Annotated in this window: 8 protein-coding genes and 3 pseudogenes; 3 read left to right on the top strand and 8 right to left on the bottom strand. The window is 68.6% G+C overall.

Annotation, left to right across the window (positions count from 1 at the left end):
• Positions 1-22: 22 nt before the first annotated feature.
• The 4 genes and pseudogenes from ACPT94_RS33840 to ACPT94_RS33825 all read right to left on the bottom strand — a co-directional run bounded on the left by ACPT94_RS33840 (position 23) and on the right by ACPT94_RS33825 (position 6,797).
• Positions 23-4,723 carry a DUF4062 domain-containing protein gene (locus tag ACPT94_RS33840; protein ID WP_425247596.1) on the bottom strand — a complete coding sequence of 1,567 codons (4,701 nt, stop codon included), beginning with the start codon at positions 4,721-4,723 and terminating at the stop codon, positions 23-25.
• Between the two features lie 413 nt (positions 4,724-5,136).
• Positions 5,137-5,232: pseudogene (locus tag ACPT94_RS33835) on the bottom strand (kinase); the annotation flags it as partial.
• Between the two features lie 36 nt (positions 5,233-5,268).
• Positions 5,269-6,036 carry a DUF6042 family protein gene (locus ACPT94_RS33830; RefSeq protein ID WP_425247595.1) on the bottom strand — a complete coding sequence of 256 codons (768 nt, stop codon included), beginning with the start codon at positions 6,034-6,036 and terminating at the stop codon, positions 5,269-5,271.
• 107 nt (positions 6,037-6,143) lie between these two features.
• Complete coding sequence (locus ACPT94_RS33825) at positions 6,144-6,797, bottom strand: hypothetical protein (RefSeq protein ID WP_360335235.1); 654 nt, start codon at positions 6,795-6,797, stop codon at positions 6,144-6,146.
• Between the two features lie 115 nt (positions 6,798-6,912).
• On the opposite strand from ACPT94_RS33825, the pseudogene ACPT94_RS33820 reads away from it, so the two are divergent.
• Positions 6,913-7,382 (top strand): annotated as a pseudogene (locus ACPT94_RS33820) (DUF6233 domain-containing protein); the annotation flags it as partial.
• Between the two features lie 345 nt (positions 7,383-7,727).
• On the opposite strand, the pseudogene ACPT94_RS33815 reads toward ACPT94_RS33820, so the two are convergent.
• From ACPT94_RS33815 to ACPT94_RS33800, 4 genes and pseudogenes are all read right to left on the bottom strand, one after another.
• A pseudogene (locus tag ACPT94_RS33815) lies at positions 7,728-7,868 on the bottom strand (IS701 family transposase); the annotation flags it as partial.
• 124 nt (positions 7,869-7,992) lie between these two features.
• On the bottom strand, positions 7,993-8,892 hold the full coding sequence (locus tag ACPT94_RS33810; protein WP_360335233.1) for an N-acetyltransferase: 900 nt from the start codon (positions 8,890-8,892) through the stop codon (positions 7,993-7,995).
• A gap of 126 nt (positions 8,893-9,018) precedes the next feature.
• A complete protein-coding gene (locus tag ACPT94_RS33805) occupies positions 9,019-10,350 on the bottom strand; it encodes an IS701 family transposase (protein ID WP_425247623.1) in 1,332 nt (443 codons plus the stop codon).
• A gap of 346 nt (positions 10,351-10,696) precedes the next feature.
• Entirely contained in the window at positions 10,697-11,326 is a 630-nt protein-coding gene (locus tag ACPT94_RS33800; protein ID WP_360335231.1) for a helix-turn-helix domain-containing protein, read from the bottom strand.
• 142 nt (positions 11,327-11,468) lie between these two features.
• On the opposite strand from ACPT94_RS33800, the gene ACPT94_RS33795 reads away from it, so the two are divergent.
• Both ACPT94_RS33795 and ACPT94_RS33790 read left to right on the top strand, forming a co-directional pair.
• The gene (locus ACPT94_RS33795) at positions 11,469-12,458 is read left to right on the top strand and encodes an alpha/beta fold hydrolase (protein ID WP_360335229.1); all 990 of its coding nucleotides are present in this window, start codon (positions 11,469-11,471) and stop codon (positions 12,456-12,458) included.
• Positions 12,459-13,219: 761 nt separating this feature from the next.
• Entirely contained in the window at positions 13,220-13,486 is a 267-nt protein-coding gene (locus ACPT94_RS33790) for a hypothetical protein (RefSeq protein ID WP_360335227.1), read from the top strand.
• Positions 13,487-14,470 lie beyond the last annotated feature (984 nt).

The raw sequence follows: 14,470 nt of genomic DNA, 5'->3' as shown, positions 1-14,470 counted from the left end.
GGCGTATGACAAGCCCCGTCGATCACCTCGAAGAGGCGGCGCCCCCGTTCTCCCCAGGGATGAAGTCGAAGGTGAAGACGCCACCATGGCCCGCGGCACAGACGCGCTTCGAGTCCGGGAACCAGGCACAGGCCCGCAGCGGGTGCGCTACCCGGATCATGGTCAGGCAGCCGCCATCGCGAACGTCCCACACGCGAAGTTCCCCAAGATCGTCGACGCTCGCAAGCAGACGACCGGTGGCATCGAAGGCGACTGACCGCACCGTTCCCGCGTGTCCTGCCAGGTCTGTCACGACGGTGGGCGGCTCACCGCGCCACAGGCGGATCACCCTGTCCTGTCCGCCGGTGGCGATGAGGCCGCCTTCCCGTGTCATGTCGCAAGCGGTGACCCAGCCGGTGTGCTGCGACGGGTACCTGGTCAGTTCGCCGTGCAGCTCGGTGAAGCACAGCATCCCGTCGTCGCCGGTGCTGACGACGAACCGGCTGTCGGGAGAGAACACGCAGGTCCGGGCCCATCCCTCATGACAGCGGACGTCGCACACGGGACGGCCCTCCAGATCGAAGACCGTCACACGCCCGTCGCTGGACGCGGCGGCGATCCACGACCCGTCGGGGGAAAGGGCCGTCGCGAGAATGCTGCGCCGTGCCTCGCCGCGGAAATCGGCGAGGAGCGCGCCGCTGTGTGCGTCCCAGCGTCGGACGTGGCCGTCGTCTCCGCTGCTCAACAGCCATGCCCCGGAGGCGTCGACGGCGACGTCGGTCGTCGCTCCGTCATGGGCGTCGATGAGGCGTACGGTGTCGCCATCCCCGGACTGCAGACGAAGCGCACCGTTGGAGCTCGCCGCAGCGATGAGCCGGCCGTCGGCGGAGACAGCGCAGGCACGCCAGTGGGATACGTCCGTCTCGATCACGGCGCGCAGCCGCCGCTGTGCGACGTCCCACACGCGGACGCTTTCGTCGCCCCCTGACGTCACCAGGAGCCCGGCGGAACTCGTCGCCATCGTGCGTACACCCGACGTGTGGCGTCCCAGCACGGTCGACGGGGGACCTGTGGCGGGATCCCAGAGACGCACCTCCGGGTCATCGCCTGCGGTGGCGATCAGGCCGGTGTTCCTGTCGAAGGCGCAGGCCCAGATCGCGCCCGAGTGTCCTTCGAACGCGGCGGACTGTGTGCCCGTCCGAAGGTCCCAGATCCGGACCAGCCGGTCGTCGCCGACGCTGACCAGCGTGTGGTCCCCCGGGCCGGGGCAGAGCGCGCGGACGTATCCGCTGTGTCCCCGCAGGACGGCACGCTCGGATCCGTCGTCCGTGTTCCACAGCCGTACCGTGCGATCGCCACCCGCGGATGCGATCCACTGCCCGTCGGGTCCGTAGACGCAGGCCCGGACGGCTCCGGTGTGACCGGTGAGCGTCTCCAGGAGGGTGCCGGCCGACACGTCCCAGACCTTGACGGTGTGGTCGTCGCTGCCGCTTGCCAGGCGTGTGGAGTCGGGGTTGAACACGCAGGTGCGGACCGGCGCCGCGTGGCCGGCCAGAGTGGCGACCGGCGTGCGGTTCGTGGCGTCCCAGATCTGCACGAGATGGTTGTCGTCCGCGGTCGCGACGAGCCGGGCATCGGGGCTCACGGCGCAGGCGCGCACGGTCTTGCGCTCAGCTGGAAGCGCGCCGAGAAAGGCGCCGGTGGCCAGGTCCCACAGCCGCGTCCGCCGGTCCTCGCCCGCTCCGACCATCCACTGCCCCCCGGGGTCGACGGCGCACGCCTTCACGGCGCCGCTCGGCCCACCCGACTCGGGCGGGGGCCGGTCGAACCTCGCGGGATCCCAGAGGAGGACCTTGCCGTCGACATCCGCGGTCGCGAGCCAGGCTTCCCCGCCGTCGCTGCCCGACGCGCTCGCCCAGATGGCGCCCCGGTGCCCGAGCAGCTCTGCCCTCAGCCCGGTGACTTCGCCGTCGATGCCCCACACGCGCACGGTCCGGTCGTCGCCCGCCGTCGCCAGCCAGGTTCCGTCGGCAGCCGCGGCGCAGGTGCGGATCCACCCGGAGTGGCCGTTGAGGAGCAGCCGCATCTCCCCGCTCTCGACGTCCCACACCCGAGCGCTTCCGTCAGCGCCCCCGCTCGCCAGCCACCGTCCCCGCGGGTCGATGGCAAGGGCCCGCACCGGACCGGTGTGACCGCGGAGCGTTCTCAACAGTGAACCGTCCCCGACGTGCCACAGCCGGACGGTGCCGTCATCGCCACCGGTCGCGAGCCACGATCCGTCCGGCCCCGCGGCACAGGCCCTGATCCACCCGGTGTGGCCGGTCAGTGTCAGGCGTACGGTTCCGGACGCGACGTCCCATACCCGGACGAGGCGGTCGGCCCCGGCGCTGGCCAGCCAGTCGCCGCGTGGGCTGACCGCGGCGGCTCGCACGGCGCCCGTGTGGCCCGTCATTCTCCTGGTGACGTCGCCTTCCCTGCGGAGCGACCGGACGATGATGGTGGCGTCGTCGCCGGCGCTGGCCACCCATCGGCCCAACGGGTCGATGGGACAGGCCCAGTTCATACCCTTGCCCGCGCCGTCGGTGAAGACGTGCAGGACGTGGCCGGTGCGTACGTCCCAGATCCGTACGACGCCGTCTCCGCCGGTGCTGGCCAGGAGCTGTCCGTCCTGGCTTGCGGCACATGCCCAGATCCCTGACGTGTGGCCGGTCAGCGTGCGCCGAAGAGCTGCGTGCGGGAGATCGGCGAGCGGCCACGCCGGACGCAGACGGGGAACCGCGAGGCCCGACTCGAAGGCGGAGATGCGCGATTCGAGGTCCGGAGTTCTTTCCAGCCGGCTGAGGAAGACAGAGGTGAGGGCGTGTTCCGGGCTGGTACCGGTCAACAGGTGCGCGCTGCGCCCGATCGCGCGATGCAGTGCTCGCGCTTCGGGCGAAGTCGCCCTGGCCAGATCCTCCTCGACCGCGACCGGTCCGAGCACCTTGAGCTTTTCGGTCAGGTAGCGCAGGTGACCGCAGAGTTCCTCGAACTCCTGGGTTGCGTCCGCTTCGGGCAGGTGGTAGCCGAGATTGCGCCACATGTAAGTGTCGTCCGCGGGCAGCCGCCACCAGGGGCGCATGCGATCACCGGCGCCGTCGACACGTCCGGTCGCCTCTGCGATGACCGCCGCGAGGAGCTGTCCGTTGAGTGCTGTCAGGCCGGCTGCGCCCACCCTGGTGCGGAGGTAGTCCCTGATGACGTCGTGGAGCCGGACACCCGGACCGGTGGCCGCCGGAAGCGCCAGTGAGAGATCGACCAGGTCCTCGCACAGCAGATCGGTCTCAAGGGCCGACAGATCCCCGGTCGCCGACCAGAAGGTCCGCACCGTGGACGCCGGAATGTCCTGGTCCTCGGGAAACACAGCGAGCTCCAGGAACCTGGCCAGGTCGTCGCCGGACAGACTGTCGAGGCTCGCTTCGACCGTGGCCGCCACGGCGTCCGCGCGGTCTTCGGCGCGCCGTACGTCCAGCGCTGTCGGGCCCTTTGTGCGCAGGCGTTCGTCGATCCGTTCACCGGCCACCGCGGCTGACTCGCCGGCCGCCACATAACGCCGGAGGGCCTTGTTGACGAGGGACAGCAGCACAGGCCAGCGCCCGGTGCGGGCGAACAGTCGATGAGCGATGTGCATGGGCAGTTCGGGCAAGCCGCGCGACAACAGAGCGAGCGCCTCGTCGTCCGTCATCGCTCCGACGACCACCGATACGGAATCCGTCGGAAGAATGCTGCTGACGCGGGTGGTGATCAGTCGGGCGCAGTTCTCGGCGCCGTTCAGGAAAGGGCGAAGCTGGGATCGTGTCCATACGTCGTCGACGACGATGAGGAACCTCTTGGACCCGATGATTTCGCCGAGCCGGAAGCCCGCGACATCCGGATCCGAGAGGGTGGGGCGAGTTCCCGAAATCATCTCCGAGAGGTCGTTCAACTTCTCCGCCAAACGTCCGGCAGCGGTCTCCTCGCCCACGGTCACCCAGAGGACGCCGTCCGGAAATCGTGCCCCTATCTCGGACTCGAGACAGGTGGCGACGGCGAGGGTCGTCTTGCCGAAGCCGCCCGCGCCGCGCAGTGCCGTGGTGATGGCCACCCGGCCTGGTTCCCTCTGACCGAGGAGCGAGAGCAGTTCCCGGGTCTGGAGGTCGCGCGGGACAGGTGGGACCGTCACCGGCGGAACCATCCAGATGCGTCCACGCGGTCGTTCCGGAGGCTGCGCGACGGTGGCGGCGCGGAGCTCGGTGAGCGCCTGGTAGATCAGACCGCCGAGGTCCGAAGGCGTCTCGAACGTGGCGCAGATGATCCCGGAACCGAGCAACGACTGCCGGAACGAGGCCTGTCGGGCAGGGTGGACGAGGTCGGCGAACGTCCCCACGGGGACGAGCGCGTGCTCACCGAGCATGAAGATCAGTGTGGGAATGTCGTTCGCCCGAGCGGTCACATACTCTAATTCGGTGTACGAGACATTCGGCCGATCAACCACCGGTGAGCCGTACCGGAAGCCGATGATGCCGACGTAGATGTCGGACTCGATGACCTGGCGTTCGCAATAGGACGCCGGCGCCTCGGCCCGTGCCGAGAACTGTGACATCTCGACCGGAATGTCGCCCGCCTTGAGAACCGCGTCACGCGCGGCGTCGATGAATGTTCGCGCGGCCGGGTACGCGCTGAATTCGGATGTATGGCTGACGAAAACCTTGCGCGGCGCAACACCCACCGGCCCAAGGTACCGCAGACCGAGAACACGGTGACCGGTTATCACGCAAGAACGAGCCCGATGACCCAGGGCGCGAGCGTTCTCGACGGCTGCCCCAGAAAACACTCTGGCGTGAGCGTACGGCGCGGATGTACCGGACCTCCGATCCGAAGCCGCAGATCAAGAAGCCCGACGCCGGCCTCGGGGCGCACCCCTCCAGCGGAATCCGAGTCAGGGTTGTCAAGGCGCCACCTCCTCCGCTGCTCGATCGCTCGACGGAGATCCCGGCCGGCATCCGGCACGCCAGGCACATGCCGCAGCTCGGATCCCGGCGGCTCACCGCTGAGGTCACGAACCACCGTCAGCAGCGAGCGAGCGCACGGCCTCCCGTCTCCGGGAAGGCCATGCCACTCGGCGGCCGAAGTCATGCCGCGACGGCCGACGATCGCGAGGTTGCGGCCGAACTTCTCGCGCAGGCCGGCTGCGACGGACGACTTCCCCGAGGCGCTGATGCCCCTGACCCCGATCAGCCGTGTGTCTTCCGTGCATGCCCGGCACGCTTTCCGTCACGCGTCGTCGCCCTCGATACTCAGCTGCACCCGGTGCTGATGGAAGTGATCCCAGTTCATGACCAGGCGGAAGCGCTGGTGCGCCTCCAGGCGTTCCGCGTCGGCCGGCTCCTGGCCACGCTGTACCTGTGCGTCGCCAGAGCCCACGAGTTCGGTGAGGGCGATACGGACGTCGTCGGCATCCTGGCTGGTGGCGGCCGCCAGTCGGTCCAGGGACGTGAGGATCTCTTGCGGTTCGCCCAGATCGCCGACCAAGTGGTCGATGAGGCCGTCGACGAGCGGACCGGTGCGCAATGTCCAGCGAATCCGGTCGAGCCGTTTGGCGAGGTCGGCGTCCAGGGGCAGCAGGTCACCAGGCAACGGCAGCGCGGCGGGCATCGACCACCGTGTGCCGTACGGTGTCTCATCACGGCGGGCCAGGCCCCACGTCAGGTAGAGCTCGGACAGGTCCCGCACGGTCTTGGGCACCGGATAGCCGGCGGCCGTGAGCATGGCGCCGAACGTCTCCCAGCGATGTGCCTCGTTCGCTTCGCGCCCCTCCGGCGCCTCCTCGTAGTCCCATTCCTCGTCGGGCCACGAGAACGTGAGCGCGCCGTCGAGATCGCCGCCGATCATGTCCCAGTGACCGTCGAAGATCTCCTGCAGGAGGTCGTCCAGGGAGCCAGTGAAGTCAGGCTGACTCGCGGTCCCGATCAGCATCGTCAGCGGGAAACCCTGGCAGGGCAAGACGTGGTCCCAGCCCGATGCCCACCAGTCGTTGTGCATTGCCAAGTCCCGGCGGGGTCCGGGCACAGACGGATTGTCAGTCATCCGCAGCTCTTCCTCAAGGAACGGTCAACGCTGGCAGCGTACGCACTGTGGTCGGAGCGTTGTCACGCGCGCCCAACCAGGCTTGCCGCGTCGCCAATGCCCTCGCCCGTGATCTGGCCTGTGGGGTCGCCGAAAGGCTCACTGCGGCACCCGAGGAACATCGCCACCAGTTCCTCGTCCGAAGCGCGGTCGACGTCCGCCTGCGGCTCCTGCAGCCGGTGCCGGGCCCGCAGCCGGTAGTACAAGCCGGTCTCCTCCCCCTTCGCCTCCTCCGGCAGATCCCGGCTGTCTGCCAACTCGTACAGCTGCCCTAGCACCGACCGTGGCGCCGCGCCCACCGACACCGCGTACGACAGCAGCCCCCGCACCGCGGCCAGCACCCCGTTCACCCGCCGCTCGCCCCGGACCGGCTTCGTACCGGGGCCCCACACCACGGTCGGGTTCTCCCCGCCCAGCCGGCTGGGTGAGTAGCGCAGCCAGACCATGAACATCCCGATGTCCCCTGCGGCCTGCTCCCACCTCCGGCCCGTGGCCCGGCACCACCGGAGGTAGAAGGCCGCCCCGCTGGCGTACGACCGTGTCGTCAGTTCCGTCCGGCTCCGCCCGAACCGCAGGAACCCAAGCCACTGATCAGCCACAGGCACGACACACCACTCGTCATCGACCACGGTCCAGTACCGGGCTCCGGACGGCAGGTCCACGGGAAACGCCCGCATGCGTAACTCCTTCGAAGTGACGGTTCATACAACAACCCGCCACAGAGCCACACCCCCGAGAACGAGCCTCGGAAGACCAACGAAGCCCTCCCCCGCCACGTCACACCACAACCTCATCCACCCTAGAAAACAGGAGGTCACCGGCCGTCTCCACGAACGCCAGCAGACGTCCGAGGGCTGGCTGTACAAGGTCTCGGTCCCGGCCTGGAAGGTCCAGAACGACCAGGTGGTGCCCTCCTGGTACACGGTGTGGGTGCAGGCCCCCGCCCATGTGAGGCCGGTCGACGGCGTCTCGTACGAGGCCGTGCCACCGCATACCTGGACGCTCCTTCGCTGGTCAGGCAGGAATTGGGGCCGCGCCGCCCGTCCGGCTGGGTGCTGGCGAAGACCGGCGGCCGCGGGCCCGACCGAGGCGTCGTGCACGCCGTCGACTGCGAAGAGGCCCCAGCCGGAGCGCCCGTGCTGACCTGGGAGCGGGCACTGGAGGCAGCCGAGCGGCAGGGAGTGCGGCTGTGCTCGCTGTGCGGCGCCGCCGCCGAACTCGATCCCCTCCTCAAGGGCTTCGACCACGGCTTCGACGATGGTGAACAGGCCTGCTGTGCTTCGGCCGGGTCTCGCGGCCAACGCTTCGCCTCAGTACATGGTGAGCTGCTCATGGTCGGGCAGGTCATAGTGGGTGATGCGGTCGGCCAGCGCCTCGTCGAACTCGCTCATCTCCTGGGCGTTGCGCACGAGGACGCGGTGGTAGGCCAGCTGAGGTGAGAGGGAGACCAGCTCAGGGCACGGACGCACGATTCCGTACAGCGCGTGGTACCGCCCCCGCGAGCACACGGGCACCCCGTAGGCGAAGTGGACGGCCATGCTCGGCTTCTCGGGAATCTCCACCCGCAGCTTGCTCCTAGTACTCCAGTGCGGTTTCGTGACCCATCGAGCGGGTTCGACGGCGGTTCGTCGTCGGTAGTGGCTGCGTCGGGCTGTTGCCTGGTGGCGTCGGCGCCAGTTGGACCAGTGCAGCAGCCTGGTCGCGGTCACGGCTGGTGGGTTGAAGACGGCGGCGAGTAGGTGGCGGATTCCGGAAGCCAACTCCGCCCGCATTGCCCGCTGTCGATCACACTGTCGGCCAGCATGCCATCGGGCACTGACAAGCGGTCCGGACCTATCCTTGGCCGGACCGCTCACCGCGTGCTACTTCTCGCTAGGCCGTTTGGCCCGCCGGGTGGAAGTTGATGCGTTCACTGACGACGGGGAAGCCGGCCTTGGCGAAGTTCGCGGCCATGGGGAAGTTGCCCCGGTCCGTCGCTCCGCTGACGAACTCCGCGCCCTGTCCGACAAGGAAGTGGGTGCATTCCGCGAGGAGGTCGTAGGCGTAGCTGTGACCGCGCTGTTCCGGGACGACTCCGATGAAGCCGATGGTCGGTCCGGAGGGGTTGTGAGCCGGGATGTGGATGCCGGCCAGGTCGCCCTCCGGCGTGTGCGCGATCTGCCACCACTCCCGCGGGGAGGGGCACCAGTGGAAGAAGTCGAGTTCCTCCTGGGCGGCCTGATCGAGGCCGCCCTCCTCGATGGTCTTGAGCGCGTGGGCGTCCAGGGTGACGGAGTGGATGCGGCGCAATGCGTCGAAGAACACGGTGTCATCGGGTTCGGCGCTGAAGCGCAGGCGTCCGGGCCGCTCGGGCAGACCTCGCTCCGGGGTCCAGCGGTACAGGAAGCGTTCCACCAGGAGTTCGTACCCGGCGGCTCGTGCGGCGGCGAAGCGTGCCTCGGCCGCGGGGCGCAGGTCGGGCTTGTCCCGCCAGCCGCCAGGCAGGTTGATCTCGAGTTCGACCTGCCAGGGGGCAGAGCGCAGGAGCTCGGCCCCCGCCTCCTCCTCGCCCTCGGCCACATCGAACCAGTTGATGTTGACGGGCTCCGAGTCGTCGGGGCCGCCCCACCACGCGCCACGTGCGACGACCTCGCCGTCGCGCAGGGCGACGCGCTTCCAGTCGGGGCGGAACCGGGTACGCCGATGGCCCTCACGGGCGCCCAGTGGGTCGGGGAGAGCGTCGAAGAGATGGGCGTCGCTCGCGGAGAGCGCGCGGATGACCGGATCGGTCATGGATTCCTCCGGGCTACAGGCTGCTTGGAGCGCTCCCGGTCAGAACTCATGAACCACGCCGGGACAGCGGAAAAGGGAGCGCTGGAAAGGTGTGAACCGCACGGCACTCGCCTCCTTCCGTCCATCTCAGGGCGTGGAGCCACACGGTACGTGAACTTCCGCTGGTCCGTCCACGGTTTCGTGATCTACCCAGTGGGTTCGTCGTCGGTAGTGGCTGCGTCGGGCTGTTGCCTGGTGGCGTCGGCGCCAGTTGGACCAGTGCAGCAGCCTGGTCGCGGTCACGGCTGGTGGGATGAAGACGGCGGCAAGTAGGTGGCGGATCTCCGGGACGGTCAGCGTGATCGGATCGCGGCTGCGGATGAAGTGGTTCGTGTCTGCGGGCAGTTCGGGGGCCGCGCCGGCGGCGAGGGCGGGGAGGAAGGCCAGGGCGAGCATGGCGAGGGTGATGTGCCGGTGCCATGAGGTCCAGTGCCTGACCTGGTAGTGGTCGAGTCCGACCTGGCTCTTGGCGGCCTGGAAGCACTCCTCGACGCTCCAGCGGGCACCGGCGACCCGGACCAGTTCGGACAGGGGCACTTCGGTGGGTGACCAGCACAGGTAGAAGGCGAGTTCCCCGGTGGACCGGTTACGTCGGATGAGCGGGTGCCGATGACTGCTGGTGCCGATGTGGATCCAGGCCCAGTCGTAGTATCGTGGGCCTTTCGCGCCGTTTCCGGCGCTCTGACGGTGCCAGGCGGTGGCGGGCAGACGGCTGGCGACGGTATCGGCGCGGACGGGAGTACGGCCGTTGTTGATCTTCACCCGCATCGAGCAGGCGACGGCCAAGACGTAGCCGGTGCCGCGTGCCTCAAGGGCGGCGCGGAGCTGGGGGTCCTGCCCGTAGGCTTCGTCGCCGGTCACCCAGGAGGCGGTGATCCCGGCGTCCAGCGCAGCGGCGATCATCTCCGAGGCCAGACGGGGCTTGGTGGCGAACTGCACCGTCTCGGGTATCCCGGCCCCGGTGCGGCGTTCGGGATCATTGGACCAGGAGTGTTCGGGCAGGTAGAGCCGGCGGTCGATCAAGGCCCGTCCCCGGCTAGTGGCGTAGGCGAGGAACACGCCGACCTGGGCGTTCTCGATGCGTCCCGCGGTGCCGGTGTATTGCCTCTGCACTCCTGCCGAAGACCGGCCCTTCTTCAGGAAGCCGGTCTCGTCGACTACGAGAACGCTGCCGTCAGCGCCGAGGTGTTCGGCGGCGTAGGCGCGCAAGTCGTCGCGGACGGCATCCGCGTCCCAGCGGGCGTAGCGCAGCAGACGCTGCATCGGCCCAGGCCGCGTATGGCCCGCCTGCTCGGCCAGTTGCCAGCAGTTCTTGCGTTCGACGCTCGACAGCAGCCCGAGCAGGTAGGCGCGGGCCGCGGCCCGGGGCTCAACTCGCTTGAATTTGCCCGCGATCCGGGCCATGGCCTGGTCGAACATCGCCTGCCAGCGGGCAGGGTCTACGCCACGGCCTGCGGCCACCGCACGATCTTCAGGAGTCCACACAATCCTCGATGATCACGCGGTGGCCGTACCTGTTCCCAGCCAGGTCCACGACAAGATCGCGAAGTCAGACTGGAGTACTAATCCGTACTTAAGAGCTCTCCCAGTCGAGGAAGTCGGCGCCTTCCTCCTCCTGGCGCTGGTAGTCGTCGGCGGCCTGACGGTTCGCCGCCCGTTCTGCGTCGTTCTCAGTAGTTGTCACCGGCGCTGGCTGACGTGGCGAATGAGACCGCGTGAAGCAGCATGGTTGTCACCAACGAGGCACGCGGCTTGCCCCAAATACTCATTCAGCAGCCTTCCCGTCACCAGTTTCGCGGATAGCGGCTCGAGGGGTGCGCGACCGCAGACGTTCACCCTGCGGCCCGAACAAGACCAGATACTCGACCGGTCCGGCAGATCCGGCGTTCGCGACTCCGTGGGGGATGCGGGTGTCGAACTCGGCGACCTCCCCGGCGGCCAGGGCCAGGTCCTGATCACCGAGTGCGAGCCACAGCCGGCCGTACAGGACGCACAGCCACTCGTAGCCGTCGTGGGAGGTCTGCCGGGGCCGCGCGGGCGGGTCCTCGAGGGCGGGCAGGACGTGCTTGTGAGCGTGCAGGCCGCCGACGTACCGGGTGAGCGGCAGCACCGCCTTGTCATCCCCGAAGCTCAGCGGCGCCGAGGTGCGCGGCTCGGCTGCGGGGGCGGGCCCGGTGCCGGCCAGCTCGTCCAGGGAGACGCCGTACTCCTTCGACAACTGCAGCAGCACCTCCAGGGTGGGCCTGCGCCGGCCGGTCTCGATCCGGGACAGCGTGCTGGTCGAGATGCCGGTCGCGCAGCTGACACCGGCGAGCGTCGCACCGTGGTGCTCGCGCGCGACCCGCAGCCTGGATCCCATCGCGGCCAGCGTGCCGTCTACGTTGTCGACCGCCACCTTCTCGCTCCTCCTTGCCGTGCCTCTCCACTGCCCTGTCCTGCGATTTTGCCAAACTGGCAAGGCTGATCGCGTCGAGCGGGTGCCGCGCCGCATGATCGATGGGTGGCCGCGTCCGTCCGCGAACCGAGGAGAAGCCCCCATGCAGCCTGAGCCGACCGCCGAGCTCCGCCACCGCACCGTCCAGGCCCCGGCCGGGCGCCTGCACCTGGTCGAGCAGGGCACCGGCCCGCTGGTCCTGCTCGTGCACGGCTTCCCCGAGTCCTGGTACTCCTGGCGCCGCCAGCTCCCGGCCCTCGCCGCGGCCGGGTACCGAGCGGTGGCGATCGACGTGCGCGGCTACGGCCGCTCCTCCAAGCCGGAGGCGACCGACGCCTACCGGATGCTCGACCTGGTGGAAGACAACGTCGCCGTCGTGCGCGCCCTCGGCGAGGAGAGCGCGGTGGTCGTCGGCCACGACTGGGGCTCCAACATCGCCTCCTCCTCCGCCCTGCTCCACCCGGAGGTCTTCCGCGCCGTCGGCCTGCTGAGCGTCCCCTACGCGCCGCCCGGCGGCCCCCGCCCCACCGACATCTTCGGCCAGATCGGCGGCCCCGCCCAGGAGTTCTACGTCTCCTACTTCCAGAAGCCCGGCCGCGCCGAGGCGGAGATCGAGCCCGACGTCCGGGGCTGGCTCGCCGGCTTCTACGCCGCGTTGTCCGCCGACACTATGCCCGCCCAGGGCGAGCCCGACCCGCACTTCGTCGCCCGCGGCGGCGGCCGGCTGCGTGACCGCTTCCCCACGGGGGCCCTCCCGGCCTGGCTGAGCGAGGACGACCTCGACGTCTACGCCGGGGAGTTCGAGCGCACAGGGATCACCGGCGCACTCAACCGCTACCGCAACATGGACCGAGACTGGGAAGACCTCGTCCCCCACCGCGGAGCCCCGATCAAGCAGCCGTCCCTGTTCATCGGCGGCGCCCTGGACGCCTCCACCACCTGGATGTCCGACGCCATCGACGCCTACCCCATCACCCTCCCCGCCCTGTCCGCCTCCCACCTCCTGAACGGCTGCGGCCACTGGATCCAGCAGGAGCGCCCCGACGAGGTCAACCGCCTGCTGACCGACTGGCTCGCCACCCTCCAGGGCTGAACCAGGTCGGGCTAGCCTGGCGACTCGCCGACCGGTGGGCGACGGCGACAGCGGAGCAGACGACGCAGGACGCGGGCCAGCCCAGCAAGTACAGCGGTGCCCCTGCCAGCATCGCCAGCCACCGCCACCGGCGAGGTCATCAGTGCCCTGCACCGTCGGCACCGGGCAGCGGAGCGTCCTCACCGAACCCGGCCTCGCCCTGCCCCACCTGCTCACCCAGTGCGGTACCCGGCCAGACCGGCGGGTGTTGATTGTTCCCCAGCCGAGGCTGGCGATGGTGGCGGCGGCGAGTAAGGCGTTGCCGAGCTGGGTGCTGCGGTAGGCGGCGAGTCCGGTGACGACGCCGATGACGAGCAACAGGGTGATGACGACGGTTGGACGCTTGCTGGTATTCATAAGCTGCTCCTGGTGAGTTGATGCTGCGCTCGTGGCCGGCCGTCCGGCACGAGGGGCTGGCGAGTCGCCGGGACGTGCACGTAGCTGATGCGTTTTCTGCCCCGGCGGTATGGATTCTGCGGTACGGAAGGCGTGTTGGAGAAGCACGACAAAGAGTTCTCGGAGCAGCGATTTTCGGTAGTGTTCCGAACTTGGCGTTGAGGGCTGGGGACATGGCTGAGTGGGAGAATGGGATGGCAGGGTTTGTGCCTGAGCTGGTTTCGGTGAAGGTGTGAAGAGGGTTAGCCGGATGCTTGAGGCTGTTCTGGGAGGGGGTGGGGGAGGGTCAGTGGCATTTGGCTGCTGTTTTGGGGGTGGGTCACTCGATGATCTCTGCTTATGAAAGGCAAGGTGTCGACGGCTGTGTCCCCGATCCGGGCTGCATTGAGGCTTTGCTGGCGGGAGTGGCACGGCGTAGCGATGTGGCTCCGGAGGTGCTCGGCGACGCTCGCCAGGCTTATGGCCGTGTGCTGTGGCTGCTGAGTGAGCAGCTGCCGGAGCGGGGGCGCAGCTATCGGCACATGCTGCGTATTTACGAGCTCACCCGGGAAGTCGAGGAGCTGTCAGGGGAATTGGCCGACGTCCGGCAGTGAAAGCGGGATGTGGTGGACGAACTGGAGAGGCTGCGGCAGTCAGCCGATGCAGGCTCAGCCGCCGGCCGTGAGCGGCAGCATCGGCTGGAGGAAACCGCCGCGACCCTGGAACGCCGCCGGGCCGAGCTGGTGCGTTGTCGTGAGGCGGTCCTGGCGTAGACGAGAGCCGATGGTCCGGCAGCGTCAACCTCACCTACCTCGACCTCGACGCGGTCCCGCCCAAGGTGCTGTCAAGCAACACCGGTGCGAGCCTCTGGATCAATTACGAATACTTCATTGGCGACCAGAAGTTGAAGGAGGCGACCATGTACGGGAAGGGCGGCGGATTCTTCACGACCGACCCCACGATCGCTGCCTGGGATGGGCAGGACGCAAACCGTGTTTCTACGTATGGGGCAGAAACACTTCCAGTCACTCCCGAGGGCCATTTCTGCGCTATGTCAGCAGAGGGGCGAATCTCCTACATAACCGTGGGAAAGCTGGATAATGCGACCGGCGCATATCGAGGAGATCTCACCGTCTGGGAAAACTCGGAAGATTAGCCCTGCATCAAGTTCAGACTACAACTCACCGTGGACACCTTGGGGCGTGAATTGGTCCGGCGGGGTGTTCTGCGTTCACGGTCGGATTTTCTGATGCACCGTCAGGTAGCTTCCCGGAGTAAAGCATGCATGGAGGCGGGGATGTGGGTCGGCTCCAGAGACTATCTGGGTTGAAGTTTGATGCAGTGGGTGTGACGGTTTCACCGAGCCAACATGCTGTATCAGTTGCGATGCACAGCCCCGCCCTCTCCCGTCCCTGCTGCTGGCCTCGGGCGCGCGAAGCGTGCCCGGTTGCCCGTACGCAGTGGGGGCGTTGCGGCCGGAGCGTAGCGCAGGCCGCATTTCCGGCAGGGCGAAGCCTGGCTGGGGCCGCCTGGTGGCCTGCTCCTGGAGCACAGCGGAGGGAGCGTCAACCTGCTTGCGCAGCAAGCAGGTTGCTCGG

The sequence above is a fragment of the Streptomyces aurantiaciflavus genome (genome assembly GCF_049808595.1).
In the GTDB taxonomy this organism is placed as follows: Bacteria; Actinomycetota; Actinomycetes; order Streptomycetales; family Streptomycetaceae; genus Streptomyces.
The sequence above is the reverse complement of the archived record's forward strand: the minus strand, read 5'-3'. Positions and strand labels throughout refer to the sequence as shown.